The sequence below is a fragment of the Shewanella bicestrii genome (assembly GCF_002216875.1).
Taxonomy (GTDB): Bacteria; Pseudomonadota; Gammaproteobacteria; order Enterobacterales; family Shewanellaceae; genus Shewanella; species Shewanella seohaensis.
The window spans coordinates 3,110,595-3,132,293 of sequence record NZ_CP022358.1; the positions used below are offsets into that span (position 1 = coordinate 3,110,595).

16 protein-coding genes are annotated in these 21,699 nt (G+C 50.0%); 14 read left to right on the plus strand and 2 right to left on the minus strand.

Annotated features, from left to right (window positions below):
• Positions 1-185: 185 nt before the first annotated feature.
• Together fadJ and fadI are read right to left on the minus strand one after the other, a co-directional pair.
• The gene (gene fadJ, locus CF168_RS13465) at positions 186-2,315 is read right to left on the minus strand and encodes a fatty acid oxidation complex subunit alpha FadJ (protein WP_011716519.1); all 2,130 of its coding nucleotides are present in this window, start codon (positions 2,313-2,315) and stop codon (positions 186-188) included.
• Between the two features lie 5 nt (positions 2,316-2,320).
• On the minus strand, positions 2,321-3,631 hold the full coding sequence (fadI, locus tag CF168_RS13470; RefSeq protein ID WP_011622190.1) for an acetyl-CoA C-acyltransferase FadI: 1,311 nt from the start codon (positions 3,629-3,631) through the stop codon (positions 2,321-2,323).
• Between the two features lie 273 nt (positions 3,632-3,904).
• Here fadI and CF168_RS13475 point away from each other — a divergent pair, with 273 nt between their 5' ends.
• The 14 genes from CF168_RS13475 (at position 3,905) to CF168_RS13540 (ending at position 21,697) form a co-directional block, all read left to right on the plus strand.
• Entirely contained in the window at positions 3,905-4,861 is a 957-nt protein-coding gene (locus CF168_RS13475) for an AAA family ATPase (protein ID WP_011622189.1), read from the plus strand.
• 72 nt (positions 4,862-4,933) lie between these two features.
• The gene (locus tag CF168_RS13480) at positions 4,934-5,902 is read left to right on the plus strand and encodes a DUF58 domain-containing protein (protein WP_089068130.1); all 969 of its coding nucleotides are present in this window, start codon (positions 4,934-4,936) and stop codon (positions 5,900-5,902) included.
• A 63-nt stretch (positions 5,903-5,965) separates the two neighbouring features.
• Entirely contained in the window at positions 5,966-6,559 is a 594-nt protein-coding gene (locus CF168_RS13485) for a DUF4381 domain-containing protein (RefSeq protein WP_089068131.1), read from the plus strand.
• Positions 6,553-7,569, plus strand: coding sequence for a vWA domain-containing protein (locus CF168_RS13490; protein WP_089068132.1), 1,017 nt, complete (start codon positions 6,553-6,555; stop codon positions 7,567-7,569). Before CF168_RS13485 ends, CF168_RS13490 begins: the two co-directional genes overlap by 7 nt.
• The gene (locus tag CF168_RS13495; protein ID WP_089068133.1) at positions 7,569-9,629 is read left to right on the plus strand and encodes a vWA domain-containing protein; all 2,061 of its coding nucleotides are present in this window, start codon (positions 7,569-7,571) and stop codon (positions 9,627-9,629) included. The genes CF168_RS13490 and CF168_RS13495 overlap by 1 nt, the downstream gene beginning before the upstream one ends.
• Complete coding sequence (locus CF168_RS13500; RefSeq protein ID WP_011716514.1) at positions 9,623-11,284, plus strand: BatD family protein; 1,662 nt, start codon at positions 9,623-9,625, stop codon at positions 11,282-11,284. The genes CF168_RS13495 and CF168_RS13500 overlap by 7 nt, the downstream gene beginning before the upstream one ends.
• 93 nt (positions 11,285-11,377) lie before the next feature.
• Positions 11,378-11,941, plus strand: a complete 564-nt coding sequence (locus CF168_RS13505; RefSeq protein WP_011716513.1) for a sigma-70 family RNA polymerase sigma factor — start codon at positions 11,378-11,380, stop codon at positions 11,939-11,941.
• Positions 11,934-12,638, plus strand: coding sequence for a DUF3379 domain-containing protein (locus CF168_RS13510; protein ID WP_011716512.1), 705 nt, complete (start codon positions 11,934-11,936; stop codon positions 12,636-12,638). The genes CF168_RS13505 and CF168_RS13510 overlap by 8 nt, the downstream gene beginning before the upstream one ends.
• 158 nt (positions 12,639-12,796) lie before the next feature.
• The gene (gene putP / locus CF168_RS13515; protein WP_011716511.1) at positions 12,797-14,248 is read left to right on the plus strand and encodes a sodium/proline symporter PutP; all 1,452 of its coding nucleotides are present in this window, start codon (positions 12,797-12,799) and stop codon (positions 14,246-14,248) included.
• Between the two features lie 340 nt (positions 14,249-14,588).
• Entirely contained in the window at positions 14,589-15,875 is a 1,287-nt protein-coding gene (locus tag CF168_RS13520; protein ID WP_011716510.1) for an OmpP1/FadL family transporter, read from the plus strand.
• A gap of 100 nt (positions 15,876-15,975) precedes the next feature.
• On the plus strand, positions 15,976-16,362 hold the full coding sequence (locus CF168_RS13525; protein ID WP_011716509.1) for a VOC family protein: 387 nt from the start codon (positions 15,976-15,978) through the stop codon (positions 16,360-16,362).
• A 157-nt stretch (positions 16,363-16,519) separates the two neighbouring features.
• A complete protein-coding gene (locus CF168_RS13530; RefSeq protein WP_041412588.1) occupies positions 16,520-17,236 on the plus strand; it encodes an SIMPL domain-containing protein in 717 nt (238 codons plus the stop codon).
• 182 nt (positions 17,237-17,418) lie between these two features.
• Positions 17,419-18,432: an efflux RND transporter periplasmic adaptor subunit gene (locus tag CF168_RS13535; protein ID WP_011716507.1), complete on the plus strand. Its 1,014-nt coding sequence runs from the start codon at positions 17,419-17,421 to the stop codon at positions 18,430-18,432.
• A 34-nt stretch (positions 18,433-18,466) separates the two neighbouring features.
• The gene (locus CF168_RS13540) at positions 18,467-21,697 is read left to right on the plus strand and encodes an efflux RND transporter permease subunit (protein ID WP_011716506.1); all 3,231 of its coding nucleotides are present in this window, start codon (positions 18,467-18,469) and stop codon (positions 21,695-21,697) included.
• The last annotated feature ends 2 nt before the right edge of the window (positions 21,698-21,699 follow it).

Sequence of the window (21,699 nt, forward strand, 5' to 3'; positions counted from 1 at the left end):
GGCTATTTATCAGCACTAAGCAACATCTACACTGACGGTATCACGGCACAACTGCCGTAAATAGGGACGCCATAATACAAGATCACTCAAACAAATGTGAACATTTTTTAGGCAAAAATTAGCCTTGAGGCAATAAAAAAGCGGCATCATATTGCCGCTTTTTTAATCAACCTCTATTTGTGCACTTAGAAGAAACGAGCCTTTTCTGCCGCCATCGCCTTAAGACGTGGGCATGGCTCAAATCGGTCGCCGTATTGAGCTTGATAACGTTCCAGTATGTTGACCAAGTTATCGGCACCTAGGGTATCAATATAGTGGAATGGGCCACCTAAGAATGGTGGGAAACCAATACCGAAAATGGCGCCAATATCACCATCACGCGGGGAAGCAATAATGCCGTCATCTAAACAACGTACTGCTTCATTGAGCATTTGCACCACACAACGCTCGGCCACAGCACTTAAGTCTTTGTCCATACCTGGCTTGATGCCAAGTACTGCGTAAACACTTTCATCCACGGCTTTCTTCTTGCTCGACGCTTTATTGCCAGCAGCATATTGATAGAAACCTTTGCCATTTTTACGGCCTTTTCTATCATCGCTCAGTAACTTATCGAAGGCTGCTGGGGCTTTAAAGCGCTCGCCCAGTTCTTTTTCAAGGATTGGAGCGATTTTAGCACCGACATCGATACCCACTTCATCGAGCAAAGTGATAGGGCCAACGGGGAAACCGAACTTCACTAAGGCTTTGTCTAAGTGCTCAATACTCTGGCCTTCCAGCAGTAATTGTGCAGCTTCGTTCATATACAGCGCGAGGATACGGTTAACATAAAAACCGGCACCGTCTTGTACCACGATTGGCGTTTTACCCTGTTTGCGGGCAAAGGCCACTGTGGTGGCAATCGTCTCAGGAGACGTTTTCGCATGGGCAATCACTTCCACCAGCGGCATTTTTTCTACTGGTGAGAAATAATGTAAGCCAATCACATTTTCAGGACGGCTGGCCGCCTGTGCAATTTGGCCAATGGGTAAAGATGAGGTGTTAGATGCAAAAATCGTGTGCTCGCCGCATTCACGCTCAATATCTTTAACCATCTGATGTTTAAGCGCTAAATCCTCAAATACGGCTTCAACAACAATATCAGCGTCCTTAACGCCTTTATATTCGGTCGTCGTTGTCATCAGTGCCATTAAATTGTCGCGAACGGCCGGCGTCATATGACGACGTTTAACGCCTTTATCCAATAACTTATAGGCGTAAGAAAGCGCATTGCTTAAGCCCTTTTCGTTAATGTCTTTTACCCGCGCAGGAATTTTCGCCTTAGTCGTCGTGACCGAAGCAATACCACCGCCCATCAAACCGCCACCTAAGATCACGGCTTTTTTGACTTTACGTGGTGTCGCCCCTTCGGCGCCAGTTTCTTTCTTCATCTCTGTAGTGGCAAAGAAAATACTGCGCAGCGCCTCAGATTCTTTCGACACCACCAGCTCAGCAAAATGGCTGGCTTCCACCTCAAGCCCTTTCTGCATTCCCTTCGCCATACCTTGGCGCACGCAATCAATAATTTTTGCTGGTGCAGGATAGTTACCTTGGGTTTTCTTAACGACTTGCTTGGCAGCTTGATCGAAAATAATGTTACGACCAAACCCTGTGCCTTCGAGTAATTGATTAACCAGAGATTTTTTAACTGGTTTCGCCGTGCGCTTACCCGCGAGCGCCATCTCCACTGCGGTTTGCAGTAAAATTGTCTGTGGCACCACATCGTTAACTAAGCCCATCTTTAACGCTTGTTTAGGACGAATTTGTTTACCCGTCAACATCATATCCAGCGCAGTAGTGATCCCCACTAAACGAGGCAAACGCTGAGTACCGCCGCCACCGGGTAACAAACCGAGTTGCACTTCGGGTACGCCCAACATGGTCTTGCCGTCATCACTGCACACACGTTGATGGCAGGCAAGCGCAAGCTCAAGACCGCCCCCTAAACAGGCGCCATGTATCGCGGCAACCACAGGGATATTCAAGGCTTCTAACTCGTTAAACACCACATGCCCTTGCTGGGATAAGGCTTTCGCATCGCCCGCCGTTTGGCAAGCGTCGAGCATAGAAATATCCGCCCCAGCTACGAAGGAGTCTTTTTTACCCGAAATCAGCACTAGGCCACGGATACTGCTATCGCGTTTAATCTCAGACAGGATCTCACTGATCTCAGGGCCAAACTCTGCCTTGAGGGTATTCATGGTTTCGCCGGGTACGTCCATCATTAGAATGGCGATACCGTCTTCACGGCGGGTTAAATTAAATGTCTTTTCCATCGCCATTACTCCACTTCCACAATCATTGCAGCCCCTAAACCACCCGCAGCACAGGCCGTTGCTAGTCCCGTTCCGCCACCACGACGTTTAAGCTCACGACAAACCTGAGTGATTAAACGCGTACCTGTGGCCGCAAAAGGATGGCCGTAAGCTAAAGAGCCGCCGAGCACGTTAAATTTGCTCATATCGATTTCACCAATGGCACGATTGCGCCCTAATTTTTCTTCGGCAAATTTCTTTGAGGCAAACATCTGCATGTTCGCTAAGGTTTGTGCCGCAAAGGCTTCGTGCATTTCGATGAGGGTTAAATCTTCTAATTCCATGCCGGCGCGTTTTAATGCCAATGGCGTTGCGTAGGAAGGTCCCATCAACATGTCTTGCCAGACATCAATCGCGGTAAATGCGTAGCTCTTAATGTAACCAATAGGTTGATACCCCAAGGCTTTAGCACGGCCTTCACTCATCAAAATGATCGCCGAGGCGCCATCGGTCAGCGGTGTACTGTTCGCGGCGGTGACACTGCCATGCTTTTTATCGAAAGCGGGACGCAGTTTAGCGTAAGAGCTTAAATCGGAGTTTTCACGAATGTTATTATCGCGCTCGATAAACTGTTTGTAGGGGGGAACATGGGCCACCATCACTTCGTCACGTAGGTGACCTGAGGCCCACGTTTCACTCGCCAGCGTGTGGGAGCGGTGCGCCAGCGCATCTTGGTCAGCACGGCTGATATTATACGTTTTGGCCATTTGTTCAGCGGTTTGCCCCATGGACAATCCCGTAGAATACTCAGCAACGGCAGGTGGCACAGGCAATAAATCTTTGATGCCTAAACGACGGAAAATCTGTAGTTTTTGGCCAAAGCTGCGGGCTTTATTCAGATCGACTAAGGCATGGGCAAGTTTTTTAGATACCCCAATAGGCAATACCGAGGAAGAATCGGCGCCGCCGGCAATACCAATCTCAATATTGCCCGTCATGATTGACTCGGCCACATTCACCGCAGATTGAAAACTGGTCGCACAGGCGCGGGTCACGCTATAAGCATCGGTTGACACATCCATGCCGGTCCCTAACACGATTTCACGGGCAATGTTGGGTGCCGCTGGCATTTGTACCACCTGACCATACACCAGTTGCTCAATCAATTTAGGATCCAGTTCGCTACGGGCCAGCAGCTCGTTAACCACCATTTTGCCCATATCGAGCGCCGACACACCGTGGAATGCGGTCGCCTGTTTCGCAAATGGCGTTCTTAAGCCAGCCACAATGGCGATACGCTCACCCTTTGCGTTAGTTACCTGTTGTCTATCACTCATTTGTCACCCTCTTTATGTGCGCTATCGCTGAGAGATTTCAGGCGGCGCTATCGATTTCCATGTTTGCCCTGCTGTTTGGCACTAAAAAAGCCCAATAACAGGTCTGACCATTAAAGTGTGATCTGATTCTAACTTCTTGTCAGCAAGTTTTAAACACCTGTTTGTTTTTTTAACACTAGCCAAACCCTTAGGGAATTCTTTACCATATTCGTTGTCTATAGCCCACACACGTATTTTCAATCGATATTTTCAACCTAAAAAACGAGTAGCATCATGCCTTTGAGTCGCTTCCACGCATTACGCACTTACCTAAATAAGGTTGTTTTAGGGCAGCCAGTTTTGACCGAAAACCTGCTCATTGCCCTCATTGCCAATGGCCATTTATTAGTAGAAGGCCCACCAGGTCTTGCTAAAACCCGTGCGGTTAAAGCCCTCTGCGATGGTGTGGAAGGGGATTTTCACCGGATCCAATTTACCCCTGACCTGCTGCCCGCTGACCTTACGGGCACGGATATCTATCGCTCACAAACTGGCACCTTTGAATTTGAGGCGGGCCCGATTTTCCATAACCTGATCCTCGCCGATGAAATCAACCGTGCCCCCGCTAAAGTGCAATCGGCGTTATTAGAGGCCATGGCCGAAGGTCAAGTGACCGTTGGGAAAAACAGTTATAAGTTGCCGCCGCTCTTCCTCGTGATGGCAACACAAAACCCCTTAGAAAACGAAGGCACTTATCCGCTGCCCGAAGCCCAGCTCGACCGCTTTTTAATGCACTTGAATTTAGATTACCCAAGCGGTGACACTGAAATCGAAATTCTGCGCCAATCCCGTCAAGAAGCGCTCACCCATGAGTTGCCGACTGCGGAGCCGATTGCCCAGGCCGATATTTTTGCCGCCCGTGACGAAGCGATGGAAATTTATCTCGCCGAACCGCTAGAAAAATACATAGTCGAAATCATTATGGCGACCCGCCAACCCGCGCGTTACAGTGACGAGCTGGCAAAATGGTTAGAGTACGGTGTGAGCCCTCGCGCGACAATTTCGCTTGAGCGCTGCGCCCGTGCCAGAGCCTGGTTACACGAGCGCGATTTTGTCTCTCCCGAGGATATTCAAGCCGTTGCGCCCAATGTGTTAAGACACAGACTGCTGCTGAGTTATCAAGCGCAGGCCGAAGGTGTCAGTCGCGACCAAGTGATCAACCATATTTTGACCCAGGTGGCCGTCCCTTAATCGCATGGCAGGTCTGAATACACTGTCTGATAAATCCTAGGAAACTGAATCGCTTTGTATGAGTAGCTTTGAATGAATAACAGTGCGCTACACGCATCCCTACACAGTGACGGCAATCCACATGGCTTGCCATTGTTTGCCGACGGGCTGCATTTAACCGAGAAAGAACTGCTCGCCTGCCAGACGATTGCGCGGGCTATTCCTGAGCGTCACAGCCGGGCACGAGCCAATATGGCGGGACATCGCAGCAGTTTAATCAAAGGCCGCGGGATGGAATTTGCCGAAGTGCGTCACTATCAACAGGGCGACGATGTACGCACTATTGATTGGCGCGTTACCGCCCGCACAGGGCAAACCCACACTAAGCTATTTATTGAGGAGCGCGAGCGCCCTATTCTGCTGTTGCTCGATTTAAGCCAGAGCCTGTATTTTGGATCTAGTTTGCTGCTGCAGTCGGTACAAGCGGGGCATTTAGCGACCACGCTAGGTTGGAATGCCATCAATCATGGTGACAGACTCGGCGCCTTAATCGCCTGCGAGTCTGAGCATCTAGAGTTAAAACCCCGCAGTCGCCGCCAAGGGATTTTACAGCTCATTTCAGGCCTGCGCCGAATGCATGAGCAACAACTCAATCAGCTCGGCAGTCATCCACGAGATCCAGACCATATCCTGCGCGCCTGCCAGCGCTTGCAGCGGATCGCGAAACCGGGCTCATTGATTTGGATCATCACAGATGGCAGCCATTTTACGCCGCAATGTATCGCGCCGCTGACAGAACTTAAACGCCATTGTGATATTGGCGCTTATCTGGTGACCGACCCTCTAAGGCAGGGCAACCTCAACTTACCCAAGCAGTTTAGTTTGCCGGTTCGCGAAGGGGACCAAGATTTAGTGCTGACTCGCGACAGTTATCAAGCATGGCTTGGGCAGCAACAACAGCAGCAGAATGACTTTATCGCCATGATGCAAAAGCTGAAGGTGCGTACCCAATTTATCGACGCGGGTTTACCCCTCGCGCAGCAGTTAGCCTTACTGCAATAACAGCACGGCAAATAAGTGAGTAATAGTAGACAGTGCAACATAAAGCATAAGTGAGTCCAAAGCGTGAACCCACAAACTCTAAATCCAGCCTTGGATAAGGCTGCCACGCCAAATCCCGCTTTGGCGGATTTACAAGATATTATTCTCCCCGATCCGATTGGGGCTTGGCCATGGGCCATAGGTTATTGGTTAGCACTCGCTATCCTGTTAGTTTTGTTGATTGCCGCAATTCTGTGGCTCAAAAAACGTGCCGCCTACTTAGCGCCTAAAAAAGCCGCCCAAGGTTTATTTGCAGCACTTGATCCTCATTCGAGCCAGTATCCCTCTGACGTGAATCAGCTGTTAAAGCGCACCGCCTTAAGTTATCTGCCAAGGGAAGTGATAGCAAAACTCGACGGCCCCGCATGGGCAACCTGGTTAGATAGCCATTTGCCCGCAAAGCAGCGCGGCCGCATTGGGCCCTTATTAGAAAAACGTCATCAGGCTAAACCACTCAGCGCCGAGGAGGCCCTTGAGTTACAGGCCCTCGCCCGTAGCTGGTTTGCCTCAAAAGCCAAATTAAGCGCACCGATAATGCACACTTTATCGAGCCAGTCCTCATCTTCGTCGGCAGTATTAACACCGGCTCCAGCAAAGCCTGCGGAGGAGCAATGTTAACAGTCGCATGGCCTTTGGCATTGATTTTACTGCCTTTACCTTTTATTTTTTGGCGTCGCCAAACGGTGCAAGCTGAAGGTGGCCGCCTGCAATTGCCCGGCATTAGCCAAACGGGCAAGGCCAAGATTACTAGCCACAGCCGCCAAAGCCGCAAGCGCTATTGGTTAATGTGGAGCTTGTTATTGCTTGCTATCGCCCGCCCACAATGGCTTGGCGATCCGATTGAACTACCAAGCCAAGGGCGGGATCTGATGCTGGCGGTGGACTTATCCGGCAGTATGCAGATTGAAGATATGGTGATTAACGGCAAAGTCGTCGACCGTTTTACCCTGATCCAACACGTGGTCAGTGAGTTTATTGAGCGTCGCAAAGGCGATCGTATCGGTTTGATTTTATTTGCCGATCACGCCTATCTACAGGCACCACTCACCCAAGATAGACGCTCTGTTGCCCAGTTTTTAAAGGAGGCGCAGATTGGCCTTGTCGGTAAGCAAACGGCGATTGGCGAGTCGATTGCGCTCGCGGTCAAGCGCTTCGATAAAATGGATGAGAGTAACAGAGTCTTGATTTTATTGACTGACGGTTCAAATAACGCCGGTAATATCGATCCTGAGCAAGCGGCCCAAATCGCCGCTAATCGTAAAGTGACGATTTATACCGTTGGCGTGGGTGCCGATGTTATGGAAAGACGCACCCTGTTTGGTCGTGAGCGCGTCAATCCGTCGATGGATCTCGATGAAAACCAACTCAAGCATATTGCCGATGTTACCCATGGCCGCTATTTCCGCGCCCGTAACAGTCAAGAGCTGGAACAGATTTATCAAGAAATTGACAAACTGGAACCCGTGAGTCGCGATCAACTCAGCTATCGCCCTCAAGCGGAACTATTCTATTGGCCGCTCGCCCTCGCGCTACTCACCAGTATTTGGATAGCCTTAGGTCAGTTATCGCTGTTTTCGCGGACTAAAAACCCTGTTCCTTCAGCAACACCACGGGGGGATGTTCGTTAATGAGCCTACATTTTATTCGTCCAGAATGGTTACTCGCCCCGTTGCCACTTGCCATCATCCTGTGGGCGCTATGGCGTCAACACCAGAGTAACAGTGCTTGGAATCGTTATATTGCGCCGCACTTGGCCAAAATATTGGTCACAGAGGGCACGCAAAAATCCCGTCGACCACTGTATATCTTGGCTTTCACTTGGGTGATTGCCACCTTGGCCTTAGCGGGGCCCGCCCTCAATAAGCAAACTTTGCCGGTTTTTGCGGCCGAGCAAGGCCGGGTATTGGTGATGGATATGTCTGTCTCCATGTTTGCCACCGATCTGGCGCCCAACCGATTAACCCAAACCAAGTTTCGAGCGACGGATTTGCTCCGCGGCTTAAAAGAAGGCGAAACTGGCCTGATTGCCTTCGCCGGCGATGCCTTTACCATAAGCCCGCTCACCCGAGACACGGGCACGCTGCTTAATTTATTACCCACTTTAAGCCCTGACATTATGCCCGTGTTGGGCTCAAACCTAGCGGCCGCGCTAACCCAAGCTAAAAATCTACTGGCACAAGGCGGGCATCTACGGGGTGATATTATTGTGATGACAGATGGCATCACCCAGAGGCAATTCGATGAGGCCAACTCGGCCTTAGCCGGTAGCCAATATCGGCTCGCGATCATGGGATTTGGTAGCCCCCAAGGCGCGCCCATCCGCTTACCCGATGGCCAATTACAGCGCGACAGCAGCAATGAAGTCGTTGTCGCCAAAACCGACTTTGGCTTACTGCAAAAATTAGCCGATAACCATAATGGCATCATGATCCCCAATCGTGCCGATGGTCAGGATTTAGCACAGTTGCAACATTGGTTGAGTGACAGTGGCGATGCCAAAGCCACGGATCTCGATGGGGAAACCTGGCAGGATCTCGGCCCTTACCTCGCCTTACTCTTACTCATCCCTGCCCTGCTGAGCTTTAGGCAAGGCATGCTCGCCAGCTGGCTGCTGATGGGATTGGGCGGTCTATTGCTCAGCGCTGCGCCACAAAGCGCCCATGCCAGCGCATGGGACTCGCTCTGGCACACCCAAGAGCAACAGGCGATGCAAGCCTATCAAGCCGAGGATTACGCTAATGCCGCTCAAAAATTCGAAACGCCCCAATGGCAAGGCGCGGCGCAGTACAAGGCGGGCGAGTACGAACAGGCGCTAAAAAGCTTTGAGCAAGATAGCTCAGCCAATGGCCTTTACAACCAAGGCAACGCGCTGATGCAACTCGGTAAACCCGACAAAGCCAAGGAGCGTTATCAGGCTGCACTCGACAAGCAGCCCGAGTTCCCACAGGCCAAAGCCAACCTTGAGTTAGCTGAGAAATTGCTGAACCAGCAACAATCACAGCAAAATGCTGACAATCAAGATAAGCAGTCTCAAGGCGACCAAAACCAACAGGGACAGAACCAGAACGATCAGCAGCAGGGACAAAACCAGCAGGGAGACCAACAATCCTCGCAAAACGACCAAGCTCAAGATCAGTCTCAAGAGCAGCAGTCCCAACAGCAAAATAATCCTGAACAAGCGGGCGAAAAACCGTCGCAGGAGCAAGAGTCTTCATCCGAGCAGAGTAATCTTGAGCAAGGCGCACAGGATAAACAGCAAGCGAGTGATGATAAGGCCAAGCAAGATCAGCAAGATGCACAGCAGGAACAACAGCAGGCCGAGCAACAAGCCAATCAGCAAAACCGCGCCGATAACAATGCAGAAGATAAAGAAGAGCAAGCCAGCAACGAGGCCAAAATGCAGGCACAGGTCGAGGATGATAAGTCCAAAGCCGAGCAAGAACAGCAACAGGCCGTAGCGCAAAAAGCGGATAAAGAGAAACAGTCACAGGCGGATAAAAACCCAGATACCGCAATTGAGTCTGTTGAAGCGCCGCCGAGCAACAGCGAGCCTTTGCCCGCGGAGATGCAGCGAGCACTGCGGGGCGTGAGTGAAGATCCACAGGTGTTACTGCGTAACAAGATGCAACTCGAATATCAAAAACGCCGTCAAAATGGCCAAATATCAAGGGATAACGAACAGTGGTGATCAGACAATTTTTTATCCTCCTCACGCTTTGCATCGCGGTCATTCAGCCCGCCTTTGCCCTGAGCAAACTCGAGGCGTCGGTCGATCGCAATCCGGTGATGGAGGGAGAGTACTTTGTGCTCAATGTCAGTGCCGACGATGAGGTCGACACGGGTAAACTCGATACCTCCATCCTGCTTAAGGATTTCATCGTGGGTCGCACCAGCGTGAGCCGTAGCACCCAGATAATGAACTTCGATGCGGTTAAAGAAACTCGCTGGCAAGTACTGCTTGCCCCAAAGCAAAAGGGCCAACTCACTATTCCATCCTTTAGCATTGATGGCGTCAGCTCCGCCGAAATTCCCCTCAAGGTCGTCGAAGCGGGCGCACAACCTGAGCAGGCCAAAAATCTGTTTATCGATGCCAAAGTCTCGACCGATGAGGCCTACGTCGGCCAGCTTATCACCTACAAAGTGAAGCTCTACCTTGCGGTCGAACTGCAACGCGGTGTGCTCAATGCCCCCGTTATCGAAGGCGCGCAGATTAAGCAAATTGGCGAAGACAAGGACGGCTCGGAGATCATCGAAGGCCGTCGTTACCGCGTGATTGAACGCACCTATGGCATCATTCCCGACTTACCCGGCCAAGTGAACATCAAAGGCGCGACCTTTTCTGGCGATGTATTAGTGGAATCCCAACGCCGCGGCGGCATGTTTGGCTTTAACGAGAGCCGCCCAATGCAGGCTGGCGCGCCCTCCTTAAGCATTCAAGTCGAACCTGCGCCAACGAGCTTTCAAGGCCAATGGCTTGTGGCCGATTTAGTGGCCTTAAAAGAGAGTTTTCCTGAGGATGTAAAAGAGTTTACCGTCGGAAGCCCCATCACCCGCACGCTCACGTTATTGGCCTCCAACGCCGATGAGAATAGCCTGCCAGATATCGCCCAAAACCTGCCGCCAGAGCTCAAATCCTATCCCGAAAAACCTCAGCGTCAGAGCTTTGTGCGCGACGCGCAGATAGTGTCACAGTACAGTATTACCTCGGCTATCGTCCCCAGTAAGGCAGGCACTTTTACCTTACCCGAAGTGAAAGTACCTTGGTGGAATCCGCATCTTAAACGCCAAGAAATGGCAACCCTGCCCGCCCGTACCATTCAAGTAAAAGGTGGCGCCGTGGTCGATACGCCCATCGAACCCAACTGGCAGGCAAATACCAGCGAGAGCAGTGAAAGCCATTGGAGCGCGAATCTGTTCGCCCTGCTGTGGCTGGTGACATTAGTTGCTTGGGCCGTCACTTTTGTCGCTTGGCGACGCGCGCTTAAGCGCCAACCGACGGTCCATACACAAGTCGCCTCGCAACCGCTCGCTCTTGGCACAGGCATTAAGGGCTTAGAGCAAGCCTGCGCTAAAGGCAATGTCAGTGATATTTTGCAGCAATTGCAGCAATACTGTAGTGAGCAGGCCGCTCGCCCTATGACGCTCGATAAAATTGCGGCGCAGTCGAGCGAGTTAGCAGAGGCGATTCGTCAGCTGCAAGCCTTGGCCTACGGCGGCAAAGCCAATAGCGACGCCCAACTGGCAAGCGCTGTAAAAGCATTGTTAAGCGCGGTGAAAAGCGGCAAGCTACACCCTATGGCGCAGCAATCTACGCAATTACAACCGCTGAACCCCAATGGCTAAACAGAGACGGATAAATCAAAACGACGCACGGCTTAATCGAATGAGTAAGGTGTAATCTTTTGAATCGTAAAATAAAAAGAAAATATCGAAAAAATGTTTGCTAACTGGCGAAAGAAATCCGTCGAGCCTGCGGTCTCTTCTGACATGCTGAGCAAACAACGACGATACAATAGCCTAGTCAAGGCGCTGCACGCCGATATCTTCCGCTATGCCTTTTGGTTATGCGGCGATAAGCAGGTGGCAGAGGACATCACCCAAGAAACCTTCTTGCGGGCATGGCGCTCTTTAGATTCCCTACAGGATGATAAAGCGGCGAAGGCTTGGCTGATCACGATTCTGAGGCGCGAAAATGCCCGTCGATTCGAGCGCAAACAATTCGATTACGCCGATGTCGAGCAAGACAGCTTAGAAGATCACATCGCCTCCAGCACAGAAGAGCAAACTGAGCAATATTGGCTGAGGCGACAAATCGCTAAGCTGGATATTGAATATCGGGAACCCTTATTACTGCAATTGATTGGCGGTTTTAGTGGGGATGAAATCGCCCAACTATTGGAACTGAATCGTAATACCGTGATGACGCGTTTATTTCGGGCGAGGAACCAATTGAAAGAATTACTTGAGAAAACTGAGGTAAGAGGCCAATCCAATGGATGAGCTTAAATTTAGACGTCAAGCTTATGAAGATCCTCATAATCAAGATCCTGAGTTTGTTGCGCAAATGCAGGAAAGCGCAGAAAACCAAGCATTCGTCGCTGAGCTTAAAAGCTTAGACGCCAAACTCACCCACGCCTTAAAAGTGGATGTGCCAGAAGATTTAGCCGACAAGCTGATCCTGCGCCAACAATTGCAGCAGCACCATAAGCAGCGCCGTCAAACGGGCTTTTTGGTGGCCATGGCCGCGTCCATTGCCTTTATTGTGGGGATCAGTTTCAGCTTGTTGCGCTTAGGTCCGGTGGATTTAGCCGAGCATGCATTAGCCCATGTCTACCATGAAGGCGTGGCCTTGCAGGTGGATCAAAATGTCAACTTTAGCCAAGTGAACGCGCAGCTCGCCTCCTTAAAAAACCTCGGCCACGCTAAATTTACTGAGCAGCCCGGTAAGGTCTATTACACCTCTTACTGCGATTTTCAAGGGGTTAAGAGTCTGCACTTAGTGCTGCAAGCTGAAAAAGGCAAAGTCACTCTGTTTATTGTGCCGATTGAAAAACGCATGGTGCTGGACAACACCTTCGCCGACGGTAAATATCAAGGTATGGGCTTTGAGGCTGGTGATGCATACATTTTGCTTGTGGGTGAAGATAAGACCGACCTTAGCTTCGTAAAAGACGAAATCAAGAACACCTTTATCTAACCTATTAATATCAAATCCTTTCTTATGCCGACCTCCGATCTTTTCTCATGCTAGGAGGTCGGATTTCGGTCACATCTTTATCTACTAATGGGTTCTTGCTCAAACATCTGGTAGCATGCTTGCCACTTTTAATAATAACAAGATGGGATAAAGACAATATGACGATTGAAACCCCGATTTTAATCACATTTGTTGGCTATTTAGTATTGATGATGGGCATAGGATTTTGGGCTTACCGTGCCACCGATACTGTTGATGATTATATTTTAGGTGGCCGTAAAATGGGCCCCGCCGTAACCGCGCTCAGCGTGGGCGCCTCCGATATGTCAGGCTGGTTACTCTTAGGTTTACCCGGCGCCGTTTACTTAGGCGGCTTAGGCGAAGCTTGGATTGGTATCGGCTTAGTCGTCGGTGCTTGGCTTAACTGGTTGTTTGTGGCCAAACGTTTGCGCATTTACACTCAATTAGCGGACAACGCCCTCACCCTGCCCGACTTCTTCGAGAAACGTTTTCACGATAAACAGGGCTACCTCAAACTCGTCTCTGCGGTCACGATTCTGGTGTTTTTCACCTTCTATGCATCCTCTGGCATGGTGGGCGGCGCCATTCTGTTCGAAAAAGTCTTCGGACTCGATTACACCGTTGCCTTAGTCATTGGTTCGGCCATCATCGTGGGTTACACCTTTATTGGCGGCTTTTTTGCCGTGAGTTGGACCGACTTCTTCCAAGGCTGCTTGATGCTGATAGCCCTGCTGATCATCCCCTTTGCGGTGTTCTCGCACCCAGAGAGCCATGCGGGAATTGAGTCTATCGACCCGGCTATGCTGGCACTTATCAGTGACAAAACCACGGTAATTGGCTTGTTATCACTGCTGGCGTGGGGACTAGGTTATTTCGGCCAGCCACATATTTTGTCGCGCTTTATGGCCATTGGCACTGCCGATGCACTACCGCTGTCTCGCCGTATCGCCATGAGCTGGATGATGTTATCCCTCATCGGCGCTTTAGCCACAGGGTTAGCGGGTTCACTGTATTTTGCCAATCAACCACTCGCCAATGCCGAAACCGTGTTTATTCATTTAGCCCAAGCCGCCTTTAACCCTTGGATTGGGGGCTTGCTGATCGCCGCAATTCTATCGGCCATTATGAGTACCATTGATTCGCAGTTATTGGTGTGCTCGAGCGTCATCACCGAAGACTTTTACCGCAAGTGGTTGCGCCCTCAAGCCGACGATCGCGAGTTGATGATGGTAGGTCGTATGGGCGTGCTGGCCATTGCCGTGATCGCAGGCATCATTGCATTGAATCCTGAAAGCAGTGTATTAAGCCTTGTGAGCTATGCGTGGGCAGGTTTTGGCGCTGCCTTTGGCCCTGTGGTGCTCCTGTCACTCTTCTGGAAGCAATACAGCCGTAACGGTGCAATTGCTACCATTATTGTCGGCGCATTAACCGTGGTGATATGGAAGCAGCTCACAGGTGGCATTTTCGACCTATACGAAATCTTACCTGGATTTGTGTTTGCAATTATTGCAGGGGTTGTTGTGAGCAAGATGTCTCGCCCAGCAGAAACCATCACCGCAGAGTTTGAGCAATTTAAGTCCGCGTTGTAACAGCTGAAATAATTTCTGAGAACGTAAAAAGCGTACAAGTGTACGCTTTTTACAATTTGTATAAATTTATTAACCTTTCATCAGTTACAAAACGTTAACCTCAATTAAAACCTCGCCTTAAGATAAAAGCCAAAGATACCAAGCATCTGGCCCGACCATTCGTTCATGCTAAAGTATGACCCCGTTTTAATTAACTGTTTTTTAACAAAAATCAAATCTGGTCGGACTTGTTGAGGTTACACACAATCCCTAACATGCCGAAGATTATAAAAGGATTTGCGCGTTGTTCCGGCGACTAGGACCGAACAAAATCCAATACCAAAATAATGAGAGAATAATAATGAAATCATTCAACAAGACGCTGCTTGCCGTTGCAGTTGCACTGGCGAGCTCACAAACTTTCGCTTCGGGTTTCCAATTAAACAGCCAATCAGCTACAGGTATGGGCCGTGCTTTTGCTGGTGACGCAGTCATCGCCGATAACGCCTCTGTGTTATCGCGTAACCCAGCAGCGATGGCATTATTCGATAAAGATGCAATCTCTTTAGGCCTAACCTATGCCGATATTACTGTTGACGTTAAAGACGTTAACTTTGGCGGTGGCGCCTATGACTTAGGCAGTATCGACGATGCGGGTAGCTCTAAAGTTATCCCGAACATTTTCTACATCCACCCAATCGACGATAAATTCGCCGTGGGTTTTGCCGCATTCTCTAACTTCGGTACAGGTACTGACGCCAGCTCTTTGTCTAAGAACAAGCCTGCAGCACCTTTCGACCTACTCGGTGAAACTGAAGTCACTACAGTTAACTTCAACGCCAGCGTGTCATACCGCATCAACGATATGTTCAGCATCGGTGCGGGTTTGGATGCCGTCTACGGCGAAGGCCGCTTAACCCGTAATATGGGCACTACGCCTCTGGTTGACGTAGACGCTGATGGTTGGGCTTTCGGTGGTATCGTGGGTGCCACTGTTGAATTAAATAAAGATAACCGTTTCGGTATCAGCTACCGTTTCAGCCCAACCGTAAATGTTGAAGGCGATATCAATACTGTCTCGATGACAACCATTCCTGGTGTAGGTGCAGTACCAGTTACGACCAGTTTCGATAGCTTAGATGTACCGTTAGCGGATATTTTCCAAGTAGCCGGTTTCCATCAGATCACACCTAAGTTTGCACTGCACTACACTGCGCAGCACACCCAATGGGGCAACTTCGATCAAATCACTGCGAAAGACGGTACTGCAACGATTGCCGCTGTGGGTGTGACTCAACCCGTAGGTGACGTAGCCCTGAAAGAATACCAATGGAAAGATTCATGGTTATTCAGCGTAGGTGGTACATACACCATCAACGAACAATTCACTGTTCGTGCAGGTTATATGCATGACCAAGGCGTTGTGGACGAAATCAGCTCGATTTCATTCCCAGACTCTGACCGTAACTGGTACACAGCGGGTATGAGCTACCACATCAACCCACAAAACACCGTTGACTTAGGTATCGCGTACATTAAAGGTGAAGAAGTTCACCTGATCGAAAACAGCGCTATCACAGGCCCTGTGAACGCCGTAACTGAATCAAAAGGTATGTACTACTCAGTACAGTACAGCTACCAGTTCTAAGCTGTTTACGCCTCAAAAAAGCCGCATTTATGCGGCTTTTTTGTATCTTGCGTATTTATTGCCTAAAGTTAATCCATCCTTCCCTTGCACTGTCACCCTTATGGCAAAAGTCATTGGACTTGGTGGTATTTTTTTTAAAAGTACTGATCCCGTCGCGTTAGCCACTTGGTATCAAACCCATCTGCAAATACCGATTGAAAACTGGGGCGGCGCGGCTTTTTATCATAACGATAAACCCACGCCCGGTTACCATGTGTGGACCCCCTTCGACCATAACACTAGCTATTTTGCCCCGACTGATAAAAGCTTTATGGTCAATTTTATCGTTGACGATCTGGAGCAGGCCCTACAGCAAGTCTCTCAGGGCGGCGGTGAACAGATTGGGGAGATTGAAGACTCGGAATTTGGCCGTTTCGGTTGGTTTATCGACCCCGATGGCAATAAAGTCGAATTATGGCAGCCAAGTCCAACGCCGCCAGCCAATTAAGCCGTTCAGTTATAAGCCACTTTGCAACAACAGCTTTTCAATCCTGAATAGCAGCTGAGCATTTAGTATTAAGCGCTCAGCTTTGCGCCTTCACCTATGCCCAAAATCATCTAATTGCAGTATGGTAGCGAAAGGCATCCCATCGAGAGAATCAGTTATGCAAAAGAGTTACCTACTCCCCGCCCTCGTGCTTGGCGGTTTTTTATGTGCGGGCATGGTCTATGTAGGACAAAGCGCTAGCTCGGCGCTGTTAGAGATGAAAGCCCTAGAGCGCACAGTCACAGTTAAAGGGCTGGCCGAAAAGGAAGTGAAAGCCAATATCGCCATCTGGCCGATTAACTTCACCGAAGTCGACAATAACCTGCCTAAGCTCTACGACACAGTGCAGCAAAAAACCGACAGAGTGGTCGCCTTCCTCAAGGAACAGGGTTTTAGCGACAGCGAGATTACCGTATCGCTGCCGACGATAGAAGACAGGCAGGCCCAAGGCTACGTCGACCCGAACGTGAGGTATCGTTACTCGGCTAAGGTGAATCTTTCTGTCTATACCCCACAGATTGATTTAATGCTAAGCACGCGTAAGCAAATGATAAATTTGGTTAAAGAAGGCATTGCCATCGGTAGCCAAGATTATGAAAACCGCACCGAGTTTTTATTTACGGCGCTCAATGATGTGAAACCGACCATGGTGCAGGAAGCGACGCAAAATGCGCGGGAAGTGGCCGAAAAGTTTGCCAAGGACTCACAATCGCGTTTGGGTAAGATTAAGAGTGCCAGCCAAGGCCAGTTTACGATTTCCGATCGTGACAGCAGCACGCCTTACATAAAACAAATTCGCATTGTGTCTACGCTGACCTATTATTTAAACGACTGATATTTAAAGCAGGACAAAGACCTAAGAGTGATGACATGGCGATTGATGTAAGGGAAGATTCATTCGCCGTTTCCCTATATTAGCGAAATCGATTACATTAAATTTTTCTAATAAATATTGATTGCCTAATCAAAACAACTCCATTAGAATTTACTCATGAATTATTTTTGGGATGATTTGGTATGGCTGCAATCTCACGTACTCTATTCACATTATTCGTTTTTTCCCCCTTTGCCACCCAGGCTGCGCCCTTAGCGACCCTCGAGGTGATGAGCAAACCGTACGCGAATTGGGTGACCTTAGACGCCAGTATCGAGGCTGTCAAAGCGGCTACCGTCTCGGCGCAAACCTCAGGGCGTATCGTTAAGCTCAACTACGATGTTAATGATGTCGTGCCAGAAGGCGCGGCGTTACTCGAGATCACCAGCAAAGAGCAAGGCGCAGAACTGGCAAGCTATGAAGCCGATCTCGCCAAAGCAACAGCCCTGAATGTCGAGGCGCAGGCCCAATACAAACGCTATAAAGAACTCTTCCCCCAAGGCGCGATTTCAAAAGGCGCCATGGATGAAGCGACCGCCAATGCCAAGGCCGCCGAACAAGCCGTGAGTGCCGCCAAAGCTAGGGTTATCAAAGCCACTGAATCCCTCAAATATACTGTGGTATCGGCACCATTTAGCGGCATTGTCACCGAGCGTTTAGTCGAATTAGGCGAAACCGTCAGTGTCGGTCAGCCACTGCTATCGGGGTTTTCACCGAGCCAAATGCGCGCTATCACCCAAGTGCCACAGCGCTATATTCAGCAACTGAAAAACGCGCCTGAGTTTATGGTGCGCTTAAGTGATGGTCGTGAACTCACCTCCAAGGATCTCACCATCTTTAGCTTTGCCGACCCAGTGAGCCACAGCTATCAGGTACGGATTAACCTGCCAAAGGATGAGCCTAACCTTCAACCCGGTACTTGGGCCAAGGCGCTGTTTAAAAATGGCGAACGGGAAAAAATCCAACTGCCGACCTCGACGCTTATCACCATGAATGAGCTTAGCAGTGTCTACTTGAAAAAAGGCGAGCAATTTGTGCTCACCCAGGTGCGCGTCTCTGAGCCCGTCGGTGGTGAAGTAGAAGTCCTCGCGGGACTGCGAACCGGTGATATTGTCGCCATGGATGCTTACCAAGTGTTGCTTGAACAAAAGCAATAATTCCCTAGCGATATCAACTTGATGAGGTTGTTGAATGAAACACGCTACTGAATCTTCGACGTCACTTGGCATTTCGGGTCGGATTGCGGCCGCATTTCAAAACAGTGCCATTACGCCGCTGCTGGCACTGCTGGGTTTGTTACTCGGCTTATTTGCCATCTTAGTGACCCCAAAGGAAGAAGAACCGCAGATTGACGTCACTTTTGCCGACGTCTTTATCCCTTTCCCCGGCGCGACTCCGACCGAAGTCGAAAACTTAGTCACCCTGCCCGCAGAGCAAGTGATCTCTGAGCTCAAAGGGATAGACACGCTCTATTCTTTCTCCCAGCCCGATGGCGCGATGATCATTGTGATCTTTAAAGTCGGCGTAACCCGCAACGATGCCATTGTCAGCCTCTACAACCAGATTTATTCCAATATGGATAAACTGCCACAGGGGGCGGGTGTCGGCGAACCATTGATTAAACCCCGCGGTATCGATGATGTGCCGATTGTCAGCCTGACACTCTGGTCCAAGGACAAACAGGTCTCGGCCGAACAGTTGACCCATCTGGCGTTAGGACTTGAAACCGAAATCAAGCGGATCCCGGGTACGCGGGAGATTTACACCGTTGGCCAACATGAGATGGTGGCGAATGTGCGTATCGATCCCGCCAAGATGAACAGCTTTAATCTCACCTATGACAAGTTGAGACAGAGCCTGAATGACAATAATCACATCTCGATGCCTGCATCTTTAGTGCAAGGTAATCAAGAGATTAAGGTTCAAGCGGGTCAGTTTTTACAATCCATCGACGATGTAAAACAGCTGGTAGTGAGTATTTCTCAGGATAAGCAGGGTAAACCTATCCCCGTTTATTTGGCCGATACTGCCGACATCAGTTTAAAGAGTGATATTCCCACCCAAAGCGTTTGGCATAGCGACAAGACAGATATTTACCCCGCAGTAACCATAGCCATTGGTAAGCAGCCGGGGCAAAACGCCGTCGATATTGCCGATGCGACCCTCGCGCGCATTGCTAAGGTCAAGAATGTGTTGATCCCAAGCAATGTCGAAGTGACTGTTTCGCGCAACTATGGTGAAACGGCGGCGGATAAATCTAACACCCTTATTCTTAAGCTGATTTTTGCCACCAGCGCCGTTGTCGTATTGGTCTTTTTAACCATGGGCGCCCGCGAATCACTGGTGGTCGGTGTCGCCATTATTATCACCTTGGCGATCACCCTGTTCGCCTCCTGGGCGTGGGGATTTACCCTTAACCGAGTGTCACTATTCGCGCTGATTTTCTCCATCGGGATCTTGGTCGACGATGCCATTGTGGTGGTGGAGAATATCCACCGGCACATGGCGCTCGGTAAAAAATCCTTTAGCGAACTCATCCCCGTTGCGGTCGATGAAGTCGGCGGCCCGACGATTCTCGCCACCTTTACCGTTATCGCCGCCCTGCTGCCCATGGCATTTGTGTCGGGATTAATGGGTCCTTATATGAGCCCCATTCCCATCAACGCCAGTATGGGCATGCTGATTTCCCTTGTGGTCGCCTTTATGGTGACCCCATGGCTGAGTCGTAAGCTGCTCAAACACCACAGCGGTTCAGCCACTAATACCGCGCACAGCAGCGATGCCGATGCTCAGATGAACGAGAGCAAAATGGTGCGTCTGTTTACCCGTTTAATCGGTCCCTTTCTGCTAGGTAAAGGTGCCCGTAAAGCACGGATTGGACTTGCTGCTGGGGTCTTTGTGCTTATCGGTATCGCCGTGGCGCTGCCTGTGGGTCAGCTCGTAGTGTTAAAGATGCTGCCCTTCGATAATAAATCCGAGTTCCAAGTCATGGTGGATATGCCTGAAGGCACGCCAGTGGAGCAAACCCAGCGTGTCCTTCAGGATTTAAGTCGCTACCTGGCTACTGTGCCCGAGGTGGAACATTTGCAGCTCTATGCCGGCACCAATGCACCGATGAATTTTAACGGCTTAGTACGGCACTATTTTCTGCGCCATAGCCAAGAGCTTGGCGACATTCAGGTTAACTTAGTCGATAAAAAGCATCGCAAGCGTGATAGTCACAGCATTGCGCTGTCGGTACGTGAAGAATTACAGCATATCGGCGCTAAATATCAGGCCAATGTGAAAGTCGTCGAAGTGCCACCTGGCCCGCCAGTCTGGTCGCCGATTGTGGCCGAAGTCTATGGTCCAAGTCCTGCGATTCGCGAACAAGCGGCCTACGAGCTGCAGTCACTGTTCCGTGAGACTAAAGATGTGGTCGATATTGATATTTTCTTGCCCGCAGCGCAGCAAAAATGGCAGGTAATGATCGACCGTTCGAAAGCCAGTCTGATGGCCGTGCCCTACAGCAATATCGTTGATTTAATTGCAACTTCGGTTGGCGGTAAGGATGTAAGCTACTTGCATATCGCGCAGCAGAAGCAACCTGTGCCTATCCGCCTGCAACTGCAAGAAGGGGCTAAAATCGATTTAGAGCAAGTGCTGAATATGAAGCTACAGAGCCAAACGGGGCAATCAGTGCCCGTGTCTGAGCTGGTGACGATTAAGCGCGGTAAAATCGATGCTCCTATCATCCATAAGAATATGATCCCTATGGTGATGGTGGTTGCCGATATGGCCGGTCCGCTCGACAGTCCGCTCTATGGCATGTTCGACATGGCGGGTAAAATCGACGGCGAAGGTGGCTTAGGTTTCGATCAGCATTATATCCACCAACCAACCGGACTAGACTCAGTCGCCGTGCTTTGGGACGGAGAATGGAAGATCACCTACGAAACCTTCAGGGATATGGGCATTGCCTATGCCGTGGGGATGATTGCGATTTACTTATTGGTCGTTGCCCAATTTAGATCCTATCTGGTGCCGCTTATCATTATGGCGCCGATCCCACTGACAGTGATTGGGGTCATGCCGGGGCATGCCCTGCTCGGCGCGCAATTTACCGCGACATCTATGATTGGCATGATTGCCTTGGCGGGGATTATTGTCCGTAACTCGATATTATTAGTGGATTTTATCAATCAGGAAACCGCCTCAGGGGTTCCCTTTGAGCGGGCTGTCATCCACTCGGGCGCCGTACGGGCCAAACCCATTATGCTGACCGCTTTGGCGGCCATGATTGGCGCCCTGTTTATCCTGGACGACCCTATCTTCAACGGGCTTGCGATCAGTCTGATTTTCGGGATTTTTATCTCGACCTTACTGACCCTAATCGTTATTCCAGTGCTTTACTACGCGGCGATGAAAAATCGCATAACTTAACT

Bases quoted from the DNA above. Each gene is read 5' to 3' on its own strand.
- CF168_RS13525 (WP_011716509.1), top strand. From the start codon at position 15,976: ATGGCAAAAGTCATTGGACTTGGTGGTATTTTTTTTAAAAGTACTGAT.
- CF168_RS13530 (WP_041412588.1), top strand. From the start codon at position 16,520: ATGCAAAAGAGTTACCTACTCCCCGCCCTCGTGCTTGGCGGTTTTTTA.
- CF168_RS13490 (WP_089068132.1), top strand. From the start codon at position 6,553: ATGTTAACAGTCGCATGGCCTTTGGCATTGATTTTACTGCCTTTACCT.
- CF168_RS13535 (WP_011716507.1), top strand. From the start codon at position 17,419: ATGGCTGCAATCTCACGTACTCTATTCACATTATTCGTTTTTTCCCCC.
- fadJ (WP_011716519.1), bottom strand. From the start codon at position 2,315: ATGGAAAAGACATTTAATTTAACCCGCCGTGAAGACGGTATCGCCATT.
- CF168_RS13540 (WP_011716506.1), top strand. From the start codon at position 18,467: ATGAAACACGCTACTGAATCTTCGACGTCACTTGGCATTTCGGGTCGG.
- CF168_RS13520 (WP_011716510.1), top strand. From the start codon at position 14,589: ATGAAATCATTCAACAAGACGCTGCTTGCCGTTGCAGTTGCACTGGCG.
- CF168_RS13505 (WP_011716513.1), top strand. From the start codon at position 11,378: ATGTTTGCTAACTGGCGAAAGAAATCCGTCGAGCCTGCGGTCTCTTCT.
- CF168_RS13480 (WP_089068130.1), top strand. From the start codon at position 4,934: ATGAATAACAGTGCGCTACACGCATCCCTACACAGTGACGGCAATCCA.
- CF168_RS13475 (WP_011622189.1), top strand. From the start codon at position 3,905: ATGCCTTTGAGTCGCTTCCACGCATTACGCACTTACCTAAATAAGGTT.
- CF168_RS13495 (WP_089068133.1), top strand. From the start codon at position 7,569: ATGAGCCTACATTTTATTCGTCCAGAATGGTTACTCGCCCCGTTGCCA.
- putP (WP_011716511.1), top strand. From the start codon at position 12,797: ATGACGATTGAAACCCCGATTTTAATCACATTTGTTGGCTATTTAGTA.
- CF168_RS13510 (WP_011716512.1), top strand. From the start codon at position 11,934: ATGGATGAGCTTAAATTTAGACGTCAAGCTTATGAAGATCCTCATAAT.
- fadI (WP_011622190.1), bottom strand. From the start codon at position 3,631: ATGAGTGATAGACAACAGGTAACTAACGCAAAGGGTGAGCGTATCGCC.